The sequence below is a fragment of the Streptomyces sp. NPDC038280 genome, from assembly GCF_055600045.1.
In genome coordinates this window covers 15,357-32,605 of record NZ_JBVJYZ010000004.1, presented here as the reverse complement: position 1 = coordinate 32,605, position 17,249 = coordinate 15,357, and the positions used below count along the sequence as shown (strand labels likewise).

Sequence of the window (17,249 nt, the reverse complement as noted above, 5' to 3'; positions counted from 1 at the left end):
TCGGCGCACGCCCGGGCGCGGAAATCTCTTGTAGGTCGCGATGTATCGCGTTACCGTGTGGCTCGGCTCACAAATCATTGGGCGTTGAGGCCCCGGCAAACCTAAGCTTTGGGGAGAAAACACCCCGAGGGTCATCACAACGCAGCACCTGCCACCACTGGGAGAACCCGTATGCCAGGCGCGATCCATGCCGAAGGTCTGGTCAAGACCTTCGGTGACGTAAGGGCTCTGGACGGCGTGGACCTCGATGTTCCCGAGGGCACCGTCCTGGGCTTGCTCGGCCCCAACGGCGCCGGGAAGACGACCACCGTGCGCGTCCTCACGACGCTCCTCCAGCCCGACAGCGGACGGGCCGTCGTCGCCGGAATCGACGTGCTCAAGCACCCCAACGAAGTCCGCCGCTCCATAGGCCTGTCCGGCCAGTTCGCCGCCGTCGACGAGTACTTGACCGGCCGCGAGAACCTCCAGATGGTCGGCCGTCTCTACCAGATGAACGCCAAGGCGGCGAAGAAGAGGGCCGACGAGCTCCTGGAGAGGTTCACCCTCGCCGACGCCGCGGACCGCCCGGCGAAGACGTACTCCGGCGGTATGCGCCGCCGGCTCGACCTCGCCGCGGCCCTCGTCGTCTCCCCGCCCGTGATGTTCATGGACGAGCCGACGACCGGCCTCGACCCGCGCAACCGCCAGGCCCTCTGGGGCATCATCCAGGAACTGGTCGCGGGAGGCACGACCCTGCTCCTCACCACGCAGTACCTGGAGGAGGCCGACCACCTGGCCCACGACATCTGCGTCGTCGACCACGGCAAGGTCATCGCCCGGGGCACCTCGGACCAGCTCAAGGCCCAGACCGGCGGCGAGCGTGTCGAAGTCGTCGTCCACGACAGGGAGATGATCGCGCCGGCCCGCGACGTCCTGGCGCGCTACGGACTCGCGGGCGTCGGCCACGGCGAGGTCTCGGTGGAGGACCACACCCGCAAGCTCACGGTTCCCGTCACCGGCGGGGCCAAGCTCCTCGCGGAGGTCATCCGCGATCTCGACACCGTCGGCGTCGAGATCGACGACATCGGTCTGCGCCGCCCCACCCTCGACGACGTCTTCATCTCGCTGACCGGCCACGCGGCCGAACTCGCGGACGAGGAGAACGGCGAGGCCACGAAGGACGCCACCGGCAAGAACGCGCCCAAGGCCCGTAAGGAGGCGGGGAAGTGACCGCAGTGACGGACACCCCACAGGTCGCGGCGCCGAGGCCGCGCGGGGGCGTGGCCCAGTCGATCAGCGACTCTCTGGTCATCGCCAAACGCAACCTCATCCGGATGACCAGGATCCCGGAGATGGTCATCTTCGGCCTCATCCAACCGGTCATGTTCGTGGTGCTGTTCAGCTATGTCTTCGGCGGCTCGATGGTCGTCGACGGCAGTACGAGCCCCCAGCAGTACCGCGAGTTCCTCATGGCCGGCATCTTCGCCCAGACGGTCACCTTCGCGACCGCGGGCGCCGGCGCCGGCATCGCCGACGACATGCACAAGGGCCTCATCGACCGGTTCCGGTCGCTGCCCATGGCCCGCGGCGCGGTCCTCACCGGCCGCACGCTCGCCGATCTCGTACAGACCGCGCTCACGCTGGTCGTCCTGGCGATCGTCGCACTGCTGGTCGGCTGGCGGACGCACACGGACCTGGGGCAGGTGCTCGGCGCGTTCGGGCTGCTCCTTCTGCTGGGGTACGCCTTCTCCTGGATCGGAGCGCTGATCGGGCTCTCGGTGCGCACGCCCGAGGCGGCCACCTCCGGCGGGCTGATCTGGCTCTTCCCGGTCACGTTCATCTCCAACGCGTTCGTGCCGACGGCGGGCATGACCCCGTGGATCCGCCACATCGCCGACTGGAACCCGTTCAGCGCCACGGTCCAGGCCTGCCGTGAGCTGTTCGGAAACCCGGGTGTCGTACAGTCCGACGCCTGGCCGATGCAGCATCCCGTCCTCGCCTCGGTGCTCTTCTCCCTGGTGATCCTGCTGGTCTTCAGGACCCTCGCCGTACGCAAGTACCGCTCGGCGACGGCGTGAGGGAGCCGGCGTGAAGCAGTCCGCGTGAAGGGGCCGGCGTGAAGCAGTCGGCGTGAAGGGGCCGGTCGCGAGGGACGCCGGTCAGGGCACGTAGCCGGAGACCACCAGACCGCCGGAGTGGGACATGAACAACGCCCCTCCGGCGGTCAGCGTTTCCACCGGGCCGTCCTCGGAACCGTCCGTGCCCTCCGGCCCCTTCAGGCGCGTGCTCCGGTAGCGGAGGGGATCGGTCGGCGGGTCCTCCAGCGGCAGCGAGACCACCGTGGTGCCGCCCCCCGACAGCAGCCGGTCACCCGCGAAGTAGAGCAGGTCACCGGCGTCCGACGCGCTGCGGCGCCACCGCTCACGGCCGGTCTCCAGGTCGTATGTGTAGAGCTGGTCGCCGTCGCTCAGTGCCACGATTCCGCGGCCGCTGACGGCCGGCGCGGCGGTCGGCGACACCCCAGCGCCGATCGTCCGCAGCGGCTTCAGCGTCGCCGCGTCCAGCACGGCGATCCCGCCCGCCGCGGCGCCCCGGCACAGCACCCGCCGCTCGTGGACCACGAGCGACCAGCAGACGTCCTTCTCGGCGCCCTTCGCCGTCTCCCTTCCGGTACGGGCGTTCAGCGCCAACGGCACCCCGCCCACCGGGACGAACACCCGGCCACCCGCCGCCACCGGCACCTCCGGAAGAGCGTCGAGGGGTGCCTTCCACAGCTCCTTCCCGCCGTCCGCGAGCGCGACGGCCGTGACGAGCCCGGACCGCTCGTCGCGGGTGTTGACATAGGTGCTGTAGAGGACGCCGCCGACGGCGTCCGTGCCCTTCACCGCCCAGTCGCCCTGGGGCGGGGGCATGTGCCCGACCTGCTTCCCGTCGGCCGGCCGGTACGCGGTGATGCCGTCCGGTCCCGTGGCGAACGCCGTTCCGCCGTGGAGGGCCGGGTACTGCGCGGTGAGCCGGGGCTCGGCGCCCCGTCCCGGCTTCGACCACAGCCGCCGGCCGTCCGCCGCCCGCAGCGCGAGGGCCCCGCCCCCCGGCTCCGTGCAGATCAGGACGTCGCCGCCGAGCACGCAGGGGCCGACGCCCGGCGCGGCCTTCACCGACCAGGGCGACCAGCCGGCCGGCCGGGCGGAGCGTTCGGAGCCCGCCGTGCCGAAGTCGCCGGTGCGCCCCTCGCCGCCGTACGGCAGGACGACACGTTCCGTGACGGCGGGCCTGTCCCCCACGACGGGGGACGTCGCTCCCGGTCCGGCGCCCGTCCCGCCCGTCGAACCGGCCTGCTTCTCAGGGCTGTTGAGCAGGACGACACCACCGGCGGCGAGTACCGTCACCGCCACGGCGCCCGCCGCGATCCGTCCCCACGCGCGGCGGCGCGGTCCCGTCCCGGACGGCACCACCACCGGTGAGAAGCCGTGCGCCGTCGGCGAGTACGGCACCCGGGGACCCACCGTCGGCAGATCCGCCACGCCCGCCCCCGAGGCCGCCGCCTCGCCGACGCGCCGCGCGCCGTCGCCGTACTCGGCCAGCAGCGACAGGACCCCGCCCGGCCAGGGGAACGCCGTGGGCACCCCGGACCCCAGCAGCTCCGCGAGCTGTCCCGCCGACGGCCGCCCGGCCGGGTCGAGCCGCAGGCAGCGCTCCACCACCGGTCTCAACTCATCGGGTATGCCGTCCAGTTCGGCCTCGGCGCGGCTGATCCGGTAGATCACCGCGGCCATCTCGTCGTCGTGGAAGGGGCCGCGCCCCGACGCCGCGAAGGCGAGCACCGCGCCCAGACAGAACACGTCCGACGCGGGCACCACGGCCCGGCTGCCCGTCAGATGCTCCGGCGACATGAACCCCGGCGATCCCATGATCATGCCGGTCGAGGTCAGCGCGGTCGCCTCGAAGGCCTGGGCGATACCGAAGTCGATGAGCTTGGGGCCCGCGGGCCCGAGGAGCACGTTCGCGGGCTTCAGGTCCCGGTGCAGCACCTTCGCCGCGTGCACGGCGTCCAGCGCGGTGGCGAGCGCGGTGCCCAGCGCCCGTACCGCCGCGACGGGCAGCGGTCCGGTCCGGGTCACCGCCTCCGCGAGCGAGGGTCCGGGTACGTACTCCGTCGCCAGCCAGGGCGCCGGGGCGTCCGCGTCCGCGTCGACGAGCAGCGCGGCGTAAGGGCTGCTCACCGCCCGCGCCGCGGTGATCTCTCGCCGGAACCGGGCCCGGAAGTCGTCGTCCACCTCCAGGTCCCCCCGGACGGTCTTCACGGCGGCCATCCGGTACGGATCGGCCGTCGGCGCGTCCGCGCGGGAGGCCAGATGCACCTCGCCCATGCCCCCGGCGCCGAGCCGGGCGAGGAGACGGTACGGGCCGACGAGACGCGGCGGCTGCCCGGCGGGCAGGGCTTCGAGCACGGAAGGGTCCTCTCAGTGCGTCACTTGGGCAGCTCTACGGAGGCGACGACGCCCTTGTCGTAGACGATGTGGGCGATCCCGCCGATCGGCAGCACCTCGGGTGCGCGGACCCTGCGCGCGAAGGTGTCGCCGAACACGGGGTCGAACCCCTCGCCCGCGCGCGGGCCGGGTGCGCCGGGCACGGGGACGGTCCGCAGCCCGGCGGGCGTGCCGTCCTTGCCGAGCCGCGCGGTGTAGAGCGCGGAGAAGTCGGCGTACACCACCTGGTCACCGGCGAGCAGCGGAGTGGACCAGTCCTGCTCCAGGCCGGCGGGGGTGGCCTTCGCCGGGTACTGCCCGAGGCGCCGGCCGTCCCGGGGGGCGTGGACCCTCAGGCCGCCGTCGAAGGTGATGAGCGCGTTCGGGCCCACGACGTCGGGGCGCAGCTTCTCCACGGGCGCGGGCAGGTCCTTCTTCGACGCGAGCGTGGCGGAGTCGAGCACCCGGAGCCGTTCCTGCCCGTCCCGGTCGTAGGAGACGTCCGCGCAGTACGACAGGGCGCCGAGGACCTTCAGCTCCGCGCACGCCTCGGCGTCCTGCTCGACCTGGCCGCGCAGGGTGCCCGTCTTCGCGTCGTAGGCGACGAGACCGCCGTCGCTCAGCGCGAACACCTGGTGCCGGGCGAAGGCCACCGGCTCGAAGGACCGCTTGTCGGAGTTGGGGATCACCGCGTTGGTCAGGGCCTTCGTCCACAGCGGCGTGCCGTCGGCGAGGGAGAACGCGGTCATGCCGACCTGTTCGGAGTCCGTCTCGCCCGCCGTCCTCGTCGCGGCGAACACGACCCCGTCGCCGACGAGCGGCCGGGTGGCGAGGCCCTGGGAGCCCCAGGCCTCCTTCTCCCAGCGGACCGTGCCCGTGCGTGCGTCGCGCACCTGCAGCCTGTCCCCGGAGACGAGGACGACGGCGGTGTCGTGGACGGTGGGGCGGGCCGTGGCGCCGGCGAGGAACACGGCGCCGGTGGGGCCGACGAAGCTCATGTCGTCCCGGGCGTCCTCGACGAGGTCCGCGCTCCACAGCGGCTTTCCGTTCGCGGTGTCCAGTGCTTCGTAGCGCCCGTCCGTCGTCCGGCACACCAGCACGGCCGTCCCGGCCGAGCAGCCGAGCGCGGGCGCCGTCAGCTTCGCGCGCCAGGGTTTCCAGCCCGCGGGTCGCTGGGACGCGCTCTGCGGGACGACTCCGGAGGAGTCGGCCAGGCCCCGGTCGTCGACACCGGGCGCCAGCGGTCCGGAGGCGGGCGGGTCGGCCTTGGCCGGGGGCTGCTTCTTCCCGTCCTCCGGCCGCAGCAGGACGTACCCGAGCGCCGCGCCGCCCAGCACGACGAGGGCCACCACGGCGGGCAGCAGAGCCCGGCGCGCGCGCCGGGGGGCGGAAGGCGCAGCCGCCGGAGGGGCGGGCGGCATCGTCGGCAGCTGGTGCACCCCCGGAGCGGGGGCGGGGGCCACCGGCAGCAGGGGCGTCCCGGCCGCCGCCACCCGCGCCAGCTCGGCGCGGTACTCCCCGATGTGCTCCTGGACACCGGCGGGCCAGGTCACCGCCCGCTCCCCGCCGAGCAGGGTGGCCAGCCGCTCGGGTGTGGGCCGCCGGCCCGGCTCGACGCTCAGGCAGGCGGCGAGGACGTCCCGCAGTCCGTCCTCGGCCGGCACCCGGCCCAGGTCCGCCTCGGCCCGAGAGACCCGGTAGAGGACGGCCGCCACCGGCCCGTCCCCGAAGGGGTCCTCACCGGTCACCGCGTAACAGAGCAGGGAGCCGAGGCAGAAGACGTCCGACGCCCCGACGACCCGGCGCGCCCCGGCGACGTGCTCGGGGGACATGAAGGCGGGTGTGCCGACCATCATTCCGGTGGCCGTCATCGTCGTGGCGCCGTTGCCGCGGGCGATGCCGAAGTCGATCACCCGGGGGCCCGCCGCGTCCAGCATGACGTTCCCGGGTTTGAGGTCCCTGTGGAGCACCCCCGCGGTGTGCAGGTCGCCCAGCGCCCGGGCGAGGCCGGCGCCGAGCGCCCGTACGGTCTCGACGGGCAGGGGCCCGTGCCGGCGCACCGCCTGGGAGAGGCTGGGCCCGGGGACGTACGCGGTCGCGAGCCACGGCACCTCGGCGTCGGGGTCACCGCCCACGGGCGCCGCGGCGTAGGCGCTGTCGACGACCCGGGCCACCTTGATCTCGCGGCGGAAGCGGTCACGGAAGGCGGGATCGCCCGCCAGGTCGCGCCGCACGGTCTTCACGGCGACGAAGGAGCCGCCCGGCTCCCGGGCCAGGAACACCTCGCCCATGCCTCCGGCGCCGAGCCGGGCCAGGACCTCGTACGGTCCGATCTGCAGTGGCGCCCCCTCGCGCAGCGGTCCCAGCACGTGCCCCATCCCCTCAAGATCCACCGGCCCGCATCATCGCACGGGCGCCCGGGGGGAGTTGGGGCATGCGCAAGGGCCGGACCCCGGGGGGTCCGGCCCTTGCGGAAGAAGCGGAAGGAAGGGGCTCAGCCGGTGTAGGGCTTGGCGCCGAGGATCTTCACGGCGGCCTTCTTGCCGTTCGGCAGCTCGTACTCCGCGTCGTCGCCGACCTTCTTGCCGCACACGCCGACGCCGAGCGGCGACTGCGGCGAGTACGTCTCGATGTCGGCGCTCGCGTACTCGCGCGAGGCGAGCAGGAAGGTCATGGCGTCGTCCTCGTCGCCGTCGAAGGCGATGGTGACGACCATGCCGGGTCCGACCACGCCGTCGTCCGCGGGCGCCTCGCCCACCTTGGCGTGCTCCAGGAGCTGGGTCAGCTGGCGGACGCGGAGCTCCTGCTTGCCCTGCTCCTCCTTGGCCGCGTGGTACCCGCCGTTCTCGCGCAGGTCGCCCTCCTCGCGCGCTGCCGCGATCTTGGTGGCGATCTCGGTGCGCGCGGGACCAGACAGGTACTCCAGCTCGGCCCTGAGCTGGTTGTACGCCTCCTGGGTGAGCCAGGTGACGTTCTCACTGGTCTGGGTCACAGGTGCTCCTCGTAGGTACTGGATATACAAAGCATCGCCCTACCCAGAAGGATGTGCCTTCCTGGATGGGCGAAACCACGAGCCTAACAATTCCGCGGGCAAAGGGGGAGGACAAAACCCCCGTGATTATCGTCTCCGCAGGTCAGCGGGGTGGCGCGCTGCCGCTTCAGTCGGCGGTGCAGCCCACCAGCTCGGCGCTGGTCGCCCTCGCGGTCGTCCGGACCGTGATCACCTGGTCGATGCGGTCGGCGGACTGCTCGAAGCGGGCGTCCTTGCGGCCGACCTCGCTGCCGCTCTCGGACCGGGAGCGCAGGGTGCACGAACCCTTGGCGTCCTTGTCCTTGCGCACCTCCAGGTGCACCCGCACCTCGGTGTCGCTGACCACGTCGAACTTGATCATCTCGGCGCTGATCTTGTTGTCGACGACGTAATACCAGCCGAACCAGCCCATCAGGGCCAGGAACAGAGCGCCGAGCACCATGCCGGCGATCATGAGTTTGCGGTCGGCGCGCTCGTCCGCCGAGCGGCCGTAGCGGCCCTCGGGCAGCCCCTCGCGCACCGCGCTCATGCTCTTTCCTCTCGTCGTAAGGGCAGGGAATTTTCCGCCCCCCGATTCCGTCACTATAGAAGCCGCCCGACGCGACGAATCACTGAGGATCGAGTCTTGACTGAGCAGCTGCGACTGATGGCCGTTCACGCCCACCCCGACGACGAGTCGAGCAAGGGCGCGGCCACGATGGCCAAGTATGTGTCCGAGGGGGTGGACGTGCTGGTCGTCACCTGCACGGGAGGCGAGCGCGGCTCCATCCTCAACCCCAAGCTCCAGGGCGACGCGTACATCGAGGAGAACATCCACGAGGTGCGCAGGAAGGAGATGGACGAGGCCCGCGAGATCCTGGGCGTCAAGCAGGAGTGGCTCGGCTTCGTCGACTCCGGCCTCCCCGAGGGCGATCCGCTGCCCCCGCTGCCCGAGGGCTGCTTCGCCCTGGAGGACATCGACAAGGCGGCGGGCGAGCTCGTCCGCAAGATCCGCGCCTTCCGTCCGCAGGTCATCACGACCTACGACGAGAACGGCGGGTACCCGCACCCCGACCACATCATGACCCACAAGATCACGATGGTGGCCTTCGAGGGCGCGACGGACGCCGAGAAGTACCCGGAGCAGGAGTTCGGCCCGGCCTGGCAGCCGCTGAAGGTCTACTACAACCAGGGCTTCAACCGTCCGCGCACGCTGGCGCTGCACGAGGCGCTGCTCGACCGCGGCATGGAGTCGCCGTACGGCGAGTGGCTGGAGCGCTGGAAGGAGTTCCAGCGCGCCGAGCGCACGCTGACCACGTTCGTTCCCTGCGCGGAGTTCTTCGAGACGCGGGACAAGGCCCTGATCGCCCACGCCACGCAGATCGACCCGGACGGCGGCTGGTTCCGCGTGCCGATGGAGATCCAGAAGGAGGTCTGGCCCACGGAGGAGTACGAGCTCGCCAAGTCCCTGGTCGATACCTCCCTCCCCGAGAGCGACCTCTTCGCGGGCATCCGCGACAATGCCTGACATGAGCGCACACGTGGCACTGACCCAGCTCGCCCCGCTGGCCAAGGAGCTCGACGAGAACAAGGTGACCCCCGGGATCCTCGGTTTCGTCGTCTTCGCGGTGATGGCGGTGGGCGTCTGGCTGCTGATGAAGTCGATGAACCGCCACATGGGCAGGGTCTCCTTCGAGGAGGCCCCGGACCCGTCGGCGCCGGCCACGAAGACCGGAGAGCCGGCCGCCCGGAAGTAGCGGCACCGCGCCACCCGGCTCCATGACGCCCCGCGTCATGGAGCCATGGCGCATGCCCGGAACGCCTTCGGGCGCCGGTAGTACTCTGCCTGTAGTGGTAGGAGGCCGAGCACGACGGCAGGAGTGGTCCCATGGCCCGCAGGAACGCCGAGCGGCGGGCGTCCCTCGTCGACGCCGCCATCGAGGTACTGGCCAGGGAGGGCGCCCGGGGCCTGACCTTCCGGGCCGTCGACGCCGAGGCCGGCGTCCCCACCGGGACGGCGTCCAACTACTTCGCCAACCGCGACGAGCTGCTCACCCAGGCGGGAGCCCGGGTCTACGAACGGCTCCAGCCCGACGAGGCGACCATCGCCCGGCAGCGGGCGAGCGGGCCGGACCGGGAGGGGTACGCGCTGCTGATGCGCGAGCTCGTCGGCCGTGTCAGCGGTTTCCGGACCGGCTATCTGGCGCTGCTCGAACTGCGCCTGGAGGCCACCCGCCGCCCGGAGCTCAGGAAGGTGCTGACCGAGCGGGTCCGCACCGACCTCGACGCCAATGTGGCCTACCACGAGGGCTCGGGCCTGCCCGGCGACGCGACCGCCGTCCGGCTGCTGTACCTGGCGCTGAACTGGCTCATCGTCGAACAGCTCACCCTGCCGGACGTCCTCTCCGAGGCCGAGCGCGACCAGCTCGTCACGGCCGCGGTCGAACGGATCGTGACGACGACGTCCTGAGCCCCGTCATGACGCCCTGCCCGTTCATGACGCCCTGCCCTGCTCCGCCCCCACCGGGACGCCCATCACCTCCCGCGCGTGCCGGTTCGGGAACATCCCTAGCTGCCAGGCCTGCCATCCGGCCTCCAGCCGCACACCCCGCTCCAGGACGAGCGCGTACGCCTCCGCGCAGTCCTCCAGCTGGCCGTCCCGGGTCGGGTGCGACTCCTCGCGCAGACGGGCCAGTTCCTCCTCGGCCACCACAGTGCCGACCTCCACACCGCCCGGGGAGGCGTACGGCAGCAGGGTGCAGCGCAGGAAGCGGGCCCAGTCCGCGCCCCGCCGGTCGCCGTAGGAGAGGAAGAGGCCCACCGCCTCGTCGCACAACTCCAGGGCCTGGGGCGCCTTGTTGTTGCCCGCGTCGACGACGGCGAGCTCCAGACAGGTCCAGGCCTCGCCGTGGGCCACCCCGATGCGGTGGAAGTCGGCGCGGGCGTCGACCAGGAGCTGGCGGGCGAAGCCGGAGTTGCGGAGGTTTCCGGTCTGGGCGGCGCGCTGGTCGCGGGTGACCCGGCCCGAGTGGTGCCGGGCGCAGGCCAGCCCGTACACGTCCCGCATCCGGGAGAACATCGCGCGCGCCCGCTCCAGCTCCCGTACCGCCTCGTCCCGCTCGCCGTGCTCCTCCAGCGCCTGGCCGAGGTAGTAGAGCGTCCAGGCCTCGCCGCGCGCGTCCTCGTTGTCGCGGTGCCGCCCCAGCGCGCTGGTGAGCTCCTCGACGGCCGCGGCAGGGTCGCCGGCCACCAGCCGGGCCCGGGCCAGCTGGGTCAGCGCCCATGCCTCCCCGCGCCCGTCGCGGGTGCGGCCGTACTGCTCGAGGGCCTCGGTCAGCTCCGCCTCCGCGCGCACCACATCGCCCATGCGCAGACACACCTGGCCGCGCTGGAAGTGGGCCCACGCCTCGCCGTGCAGGGACTCGTTCTCCCGGTGCAGGGACAGCGCCGTGTCCAGCAGGGTCAGTGCCTCGGCGAGATTGGCCCGGTCCCGCTCGACGGCGGCCAGCGCGTGCAGCGTCCACGCCCGGTCGGCGGCCAGGTCGTCGGGCCCCTGGAGCTCCAGCGCCTCCCGCAGCTTCGCCGCCGCCTCCGTGAGATTGCCCTGGTGGTGCAGGGTGATGCCGAGCGAGCACAGCGCCAGCGCCGCGCCCGCGTCCTGGTGCGCCTCCTGGTAGAGCGAGACCACCGAGGTCAGGGTCGTCCGCGCCTTGTCCAGCTCGCCGAGCTGACGGGCCGCGATACCGGTGCGCCAGCGCACCGAGCGGACGAGCAGCCCCTGGTCGACGGCCTCGGTCAGCTCGTTGATCTCACCGAGCCGGTAGAGGTCGCCGCGCAGCAGGCAGTAGTCGCAGAGCGCGCCCAGCAGGTTCAGTACGGTCTGCTGGTCGACGCCCTCGGCGTGGCGCAGGGCGGCCGTGATGAAGCTCGACTCGTCGTCCAGCCAGCGCAGGGCCGCGTCGAGCGAGGTGAAGCCGTGCCCGCCGAACTGCCCGGCCCGCGTGGACATCTTGCCGTCGACCATCCGGATCACCGCGTCGGCCAGCTCCGCGTAGTTCTGGATCAGCCGCTCCTGCGCGGCGGTGATCTCGCCGGCCTCCTCCTCGGCGGTCAGCCGGGCCGAGGCGAAGGACCGTACGGAGTCGTGCAGCCGGTAGCGCTCGCCGCGCACGTGCTCCAGGAGCCCCGCCCCGGCCAACTCGCGCAGCAGGGGCTGCGCCGCCTGCTCGTCCGGCAGGCCGAGGAGCGCGGCCGCGGCCGCCGCGCCGAGGGAGGCCCGGCCGGCCAGGGCCAGCCGGCGCAGCAGCCGCCGCGCGTCCTCGCCGAGGCCGGTGGCGTACCGGAACGACAGGGCCCGTTCGAGCTGGGGCCCCGGTCCTTCCAGCAGACCGGCCAACTCGGCCGTGGACCGGCCGGCGGCCGACGATCCGGCGGCCCGCAGCGCCAGCGGAAGGCCGCCGCACAACTCCCGGATCCGTTCCACCGCTTCGGAGTCGTAGGGGCCCTGGTCCGGCTCCTGGGCGACCGCCCGCAGCAGCTCCTCGGTCCCCGCCGCGTCCAGCCCCGGCACGGGCAGCTGGTGGACCCAGGCCGGTACGTCCTCCCCGAGGTCGAGCGGCTCCCGCGAGGTCACCAGGACCAGGCTGTCGGAGCGCTCCGGGATGAGCGTGCGCACCTGCGAGGCGTCGTGTGCGTCGTCCAGGACCACGGTCACGGGCAGCCCGGTCAGCTGCTGGTGGTACAACTCGCCGAGCCTGCGGACCTGTTGTTCGGCCGAGGACCGCTCCCGGAACAGCAGTTGCTCGCGCGGAGCGCCCAGCCGGTTCAGCAGATGCAGCAGCGCCTCCCGGGTCGTCAGCGGCTTCTCGCCCGTACTGCCGCCGCGCATGTCGACGACGCACGCGCCCCGGAACTGGTCCCGGAGCTGGTGCGCTGCCCGGATCGCCAGCGTGGTGCGGCCGGCGCCCGGCTCCCCGTGCAGCACCACGACCGTCGGCCTGGTCCGCGTCGACGCCCGCGCCGCGTGCACCCACTGGGCGATCTGCGCCAGCTCCTGACGACGACCGGCGAACGGCCCGCCCGAGTCGGGCAGATGGCCGAAGGACTGCTCCAGCACATTGCGCCTGCGGGCCGCCGCGCTCTTGTCGCCGCCGCGCAGCTGCGGCACCTTCGGCGCGGGCTTCTTCGCGGCGAGCAGCATTCGCTGCTGGTCGAGGAAGGGACGGATGCCCCGTACGTCCAGCGCCGTCAGCCACTGCAGCCGCAGCTGCTCGGGGCCGCCCGGCTGGGCGAGCGCCCCCGCCCTGCGGTGGGCGGCCGGCCAGTGCGACGCGGTCACCTTGACGACGGTGGCGGCGGCCCCGGCCACCGCGACGACCGCCCCGGCGCCCAGCGCGACACCGGTCGCCGTGCCCAGCGCGACATCGGCGCCGATCGCGGCGGCCGCGGCAACGGCCGTGACCAGCACGGGTGTTCCCACCGACTGTTTGCTGAACCGCTCGGCCAGCGACCGCTGCCCGGCCTCCGCCTCCTCCAGGGCGTGCAGATACGCCTCGTACTCCTCGGCCGCGCTCGCCGCCATGCCGTCCAGCGCGGCCCGGCCGCGCGCCAGCAGTACCGCGGAGTCCGAGCGCCCACCCGAGCGGCGCACCTCTTCCTCCACGGCCCGCACCAACAGCCGCTCGGCTTCCGCCCGGTGGCCGTCCCGCATATGTCCCCCTACGAGAGCTTCGAATCCGCTTCGGTCGCGGGACAAGTGTCCTGCGTGACGCGCGTCGGCGCGAGGGAGCGAGGCGATCAACCGGGATCAACGGGGGCTGCGGCAGGATGGGCCCATGCCGAACCGACTGGCCCATGAGACGTCCCCCTACCTCCTCCAGCACGCCGACAACCCGGTCGACTGGTGGCCCTGGTCGGCCGAGGCGTTCGAGGAGGCGCGCCGCCGCAACGTGCCGGTACTGCTCAGCGTCGGGTACAGCAGCTGCCACTGGTGCCATGTGATGGCCCACGAGTCCTTCGAGGACGACGCCACCGCGGCCTACGTCAACGAGCACTACGTCGCGGTGAAGGTCGACCGCGAGGAGCGCCCCGACGTGGACGCCGTCTACATGGAGGCGGTGCAGGCGGCGACCGGGCAGGGCGGCTGGCCCATGACGGTCTTCCTGACCCCGGACGCCGAGCCCTTCTACTTCGGTACGTACTTCCCGCCCGAGTCCCGGCACGGCATGCCCTCCTTCGGACAGGTCCTGGAGGGCGTCTCGACCGCCTGGGCCGACCGCCGCGACGAGGTCGGCGAGGTCGCCGGGAACATCGTCCGCGATCTGGCCGGCCGCTCCTTGTCGTACGGCGGCCAGGGCGTGCCGGGAGAGGAGGACCTCGCGCAGGCGCTGCTCGGGCTGACCAGGGAGTACGACGCCCAGCGCGGCGGCTTCGGGGGCGCCCCCAAGTTCCCGCCGTCGATGACGGTGGAGTTCCTGCTGCGCCACTACGCCCGCACGGGCTCCGAGGGCGCGCTCCAGATGGCCGCCGACACCTGCGAGGCGATGGCCCGCGGCGGCATCTACGACCAGCTCGGCGGCGGCTTCGCCCGCTACTCGGTCGACCGCGAATGGGTCGTCCCCCACTTCGAGAAGATGCTGTACGACAACGCCCTGCTGTGCCGCGTCTACGCCCACCTCTGGCGGGCCACCGGCAGCGATCTGGCCCGCCGGGTCGCCCTGGAGACCGCCGACTTCATGGTCCGCGAACTGCGCACCGCCGAGGGCGGCTTCGCCTCCGCCCTGGACGCGGACAGTGAGGACGCGAGCGGCAAGCACGTCGAGGGGGCGTACTACGTGTGGACCCCGGCGCAGCTCGCCGAGGTCCTCGGCGAGGAGGACGCCCGGTACGCCGCCCCGTACTTCGGGGTGACCGAGGAGGGCACCTTCGAGGAGGGCGCGTCGGTCCTCCAGCTGCCGCAGGACGCGGGCGTCGCGGACGCCGAACGGATCGCTTCGATCAAGGCGCGGCTGGTGGCCTCCCGTGACCGGCGCCCACGCCCCGGTCGCGACGACAAGATCGTCGCCGCCTGGAACGGCCTCGCCATCGCAGCGCTCGCCGAGACCGGCGCCTACTTCGACCGCCCCGACCTGGTCGAGCGGGCGACGGAGGCCGCCGATCTGCTCGTACGGCTCCACATGGACGCCGGCGCGCGCCTCGCCCGTACCTCGAAGGACGGCACGGTGGGCGCGAACGCCGGAGTGCTGGAGGACTACGCCGATGTCGCCGAGGGTTTCCTCGCGCTGGCCGAGGTCACGGGCGAAGGCGTCTGGCTGGAGTTCGCCGGCTTCCTGACGGACATCGTCCTGGACCAGTTCGTCGCCGAGGGTGGGGCGCTGTACGACACCGCGCACGACGCCGAGACGCTGATCCGCCGCCCCCAGGACCCCACCGACAGCGCCGCCCCCTCCGGGTGGACGGCGGCCGCCGGCGCGCTCCTCTCGTACGCCGCGCACACCGGGTCCGAGGCCCACCGCGCCGCCGCCGAGGGAGCGCTCGGCGTGGTCAAGGCGCTGGGTCCGCGCGCGCCCCGTTTCATCGGCTGGGGGCTCGCCGTGGCCGAGGCGCTGCTCGACGGTCCGCGCGAGATCGCGGTGGTCGGCGCGCCGGGAGACGCGTCCGCGCGGGAGCTGCACCGCACGGCGCTGCTCGGCACCGCGCCGGGCGCGGTCGTCGCCTTCGGCGAGCCGGACGGCGAGGAGTTCCCGCTGCTGAGGGACCGTCCGCTGGTGGAAGGGGCGCCGGCCGCGTACGTCTGCCGCCACTTCACCTGCGACGCGCCGACGACCGACCCCGCCGTCCTGGCGCGACAGCTCTCCGTTCCTCTTTCCTGAATACGGCGCCGCCGTATGAAGTAATTAAAGGAAGTCAATAGAGTGAATGGGCTCGGTCCTGCGTCGGCAGGTTTCCTTTTTCTGGCATGGTCGTTGGGAAATGTGCAGCGGAGGCGCGGGCCGAAACGGCCCGAGGTTCACGAAAGCCGTGAAACTTCTTCCGCCGCGGAAAGGAACCAGCCGAAATGCTGTGTAAGAAGGCTGCGGTCGCCGTTGCAGGACTCGTCATGGCCCTTGGTGGCGCCGCCCCCGCCATGGCGGACTCGGGTGCCTTCGGTGTGTCCAGCGGAAACGATGGCATCCTGTCGGGGAACGTCGTTCAGGTGCCGATCCACGCGCCGATCTGCGTCAGCGGCAACTCCATCAACATCATCGGGCTGCTGAACCCGGCCATCGGGAACCGCTGCAAGATCAAGGACTGACGCCACCGCGCCCCCAGGGACGCAACGCACGGGGCCGGCCCCGGAACAGCATCGCTGTTCCGGGGCCGGCCTTTTCTGTGCCCCAAGTGGGTTACGAAATCCCCCAATGGGCTACGTCAAGCTCCGGCCGAGTTCCCGATCGGCTCATTAGGAATACTTTTGGGCCGTGTGATCAACGGATCTCGCCGTCCCGCGAAGGAGCTGACATGCGCTACCGACCTCGTAGATCAACACGTGTGTGGCTGGGGGTGTTCACCGCGGGTCTCCTCGCCTCCGCCCATGTGGCGCATTCTGCCGGGCACGCCGCCGCGCCGGCCGCGGCACGGGACCCCGCCCCGCCCCGGACCGGCGCGCTCGGCGCCTATCTCGACTACGGCCCACAGGGCGTCACACGCATGGCACAGCTGGAGAAATGGCTCGGCGGGACGGAACTCCGCGTCGGTCACACCTACCTGCCCGGTGATGTGTGGTCCAACATCGAGGGCGCCCCGCGTTTCCTCGAGAGCTGGGCGCAGTGGCGCAACGCGCGGGACGACCGTCTCTTCGTGCTGAACGTTCCGATGCTGGAACGCAACGAGGACCACCTGCCGGACTCCGAGGTGCGCCGGCAGCTGCGGCGCGGCGCCCGGGGCGAGTTCGACGGCCACTTCAGGACGCTGGCCGAACGGCTCGTCGGTCTGAAGGCGGCCGACACCGTCATCGTCCTCGGCTGGGAAATGAACGGAATCACGTACAGCCATCGCTGCGCTCCTGACCCGGAGGCGTGGAAGCAGTACTGGAACCGCATCGTCACTGCCATGCGCGCCGTGCCCGGGCAGAATTTCCGCTTCGACTTCACGCCGAGCCGGGGAAGGGACGCCGTCCCGTGGACGGAGTGTTATCCGGGCGACGGCGTCGTCGACATCGTCGGAATGGACTCCTACGACCAGCCGACCGGAATGCCTTTCGACGGACATGTGAGCGAGCCTTATGGGCTGCGCAAGCACGTGGATTTCGCGAAGGAGCACGGAAAGGAGATCTCGTACCCGGAGTGGGGGCTCTTCCGGAACGGTGACAATCCGGAGTACATGCGGCGCATGCTCGAATGGATGGACGAGCACAAGCCGCTCTATCACACGATCACCGACTACTGCCCGCACGGTGTCTGGCAGTGCGAGGAGAACCCCAAGTCCTCCAAGGTGTTCCGTGCGCTGCTCTTCGGCCGCAAGCCGCTGCCGGTCCCGAGCGTTCCGGTCCCGACCGTTCCCGTCCCGACGGTCCCGGTGCCCGAGCCCAAGCCGGAACCCACGCCTGAGCCGACGACTCCGCCGGAGCCGGAGGCGACGCCCACTCCCTCGCCCACGCCGACGCCCGAGCCCAGGCCGACGGGCACCGATGAGTGCGTGCCCGTCGACCTCGGTCCCTGGGTCGAGCAGTGGATCGGTGGAAAGGTCTGCATGCGTGTCGACTGGTGGAAGCAGGGGCGCTCCTGACCCCGGCACGCGTCCGCGACGGCGGA

General features: G+C 72.1%; 13 protein-coding genes. 8 read left to right on the top strand and 5 right to left on the bottom strand.

Annotated elements, in window-relative coordinates; genetic code table 11:
- Window positions 1–171: 171 nt before the first annotated feature.
- Window positions 172–1,209, top strand: coding sequence for an ATP-binding cassette domain-containing protein (locus tag ACZ7J0_RS10925; RefSeq protein WP_470886117.1), 1,038 nt, complete (start codon window positions 172–174; stop codon window positions 1,207–1,209).
- The gene (locus ACZ7J0_RS10920) at window positions 1,206–2,057 is read left to right on the top strand and encodes an ABC transporter permease (RefSeq protein WP_468708008.1); all 852 of its coding nucleotides are present in this window, start codon (window positions 1,206–1,208) and stop codon (window positions 2,055–2,057) included. The genes ACZ7J0_RS10925 and ACZ7J0_RS10920 overlap by 4 nt, the downstream gene beginning before the upstream one ends.
- A gap of 81 nt (window positions 2,058–2,138) precedes the next feature.
- Here ACZ7J0_RS10920 and ACZ7J0_RS10915 read toward each other — a convergent pair whose 3' ends face one another.
- From ACZ7J0_RS10915 to ACZ7J0_RS10900, 4 genes are all read right to left on the bottom strand, one after another.
- Complete coding sequence (locus ACZ7J0_RS10915; protein WP_470886115.1) at window positions 2,139–4,430, bottom strand: protein kinase domain-containing protein; 2,292 nt, start codon at window positions 4,428–4,430, stop codon at window positions 2,139–2,141.
- Between the two features lie 20 nt (window positions 4,431–4,450).
- Window positions 4,451–6,826: a protein kinase domain-containing protein gene (locus ACZ7J0_RS10910; RefSeq protein WP_470886114.1), complete on the bottom strand. Its 2,376-nt coding sequence runs from the start codon at window positions 6,824–6,826 to the stop codon at window positions 4,451–4,453.
- A gap of 116 nt (window positions 6,827–6,942) precedes the next feature.
- A complete protein-coding gene (gene greA / locus ACZ7J0_RS10905; RefSeq protein ID WP_470886112.1) occupies window positions 6,943–7,440 on the bottom strand; it encodes a transcription elongation factor GreA in 498 nt (165 codons plus the stop codon).
- A 166-nt stretch (window positions 7,441–7,606) separates the two neighbouring features.
- On the bottom strand, window positions 7,607–8,008 hold the full coding sequence (locus ACZ7J0_RS10900; RefSeq protein ID WP_470886110.1) for a DUF4307 domain-containing protein: 402 nt from the start codon (window positions 8,006–8,008) through the stop codon (window positions 7,607–7,609).
- 96 nt (window positions 8,009–8,104) lie between these two features.
- Here ACZ7J0_RS10900 and mca point away from each other — a divergent pair, with 96 nt between their 5' ends.
- From mca to ACZ7J0_RS10885, 3 genes are all read left to right on the top strand, one after another.
- On the top strand, window positions 8,105–8,986 hold the full coding sequence (gene mca, locus ACZ7J0_RS10895) for a mycothiol conjugate amidase Mca (protein ID WP_470886108.1): 882 nt from the start codon (window positions 8,105–8,107) through the stop codon (window positions 8,984–8,986).
- Window positions 8,979–9,215: a hypothetical protein gene (locus ACZ7J0_RS10890; protein ID WP_470886107.1), complete on the top strand. Its 237-nt coding sequence runs from the start codon at window positions 8,979–8,981 to the stop codon at window positions 9,213–9,215. The genes mca and ACZ7J0_RS10890 overlap by 8 nt, the downstream gene beginning before the upstream one ends.
- Before the next feature lie 131 nt (window positions 9,216–9,346).
- Entirely contained in the window at window positions 9,347–9,928 is a 582-nt protein-coding gene (locus ACZ7J0_RS10885; protein WP_470886105.1) for a TetR/AcrR family transcriptional regulator, read from the top strand.
- A 24-nt stretch (window positions 9,929–9,952) separates the two neighbouring features.
- Here the strand turns inward: ACZ7J0_RS10885 and ACZ7J0_RS10880 are convergent, their stop codons facing one another.
- A complete protein-coding gene (locus ACZ7J0_RS10880) occupies window positions 9,953–13,168 on the bottom strand; it encodes a tetratricopeptide repeat protein (RefSeq protein WP_470886103.1) in 3,216 nt (1,071 codons plus the stop codon).
- Between the two features lie 124 nt (window positions 13,169–13,292).
- On the opposite strand from ACZ7J0_RS10880, the gene ACZ7J0_RS10875 reads away from it, so the two are divergent.
- The 3 genes from ACZ7J0_RS10875 to ACZ7J0_RS10865 all read left to right on the top strand — a co-directional run bounded on the left by ACZ7J0_RS10875 (window position 13,293) and on the right by ACZ7J0_RS10865 (window position 17,223).
- Window positions 13,293–15,329, top strand: coding sequence for a thioredoxin domain-containing protein (locus tag ACZ7J0_RS10875; protein WP_470886101.1), 2,037 nt, complete (start codon window positions 13,293–13,295; stop codon window positions 15,327–15,329).
- A gap of 185 nt (window positions 15,330–15,514) precedes the next feature.
- Window positions 15,515–15,751 (top strand): chaplin, encoded by a 237-nt coding sequence (locus tag ACZ7J0_RS10870; RefSeq protein WP_470886099.1) that lies wholly within the window; start codon window positions 15,515–15,517, stop codon window positions 15,749–15,751.
- A gap of 206 nt (window positions 15,752–15,957) precedes the next feature.
- On the top strand, window positions 15,958–17,223 hold the full coding sequence (locus ACZ7J0_RS10865) for a glycoside hydrolase family 26 protein (protein WP_470886097.1): 1,266 nt from the start codon (window positions 15,958–15,960) through the stop codon (window positions 17,221–17,223).
- Window positions 17,224–17,249: the final 26 nt, after the last annotated feature.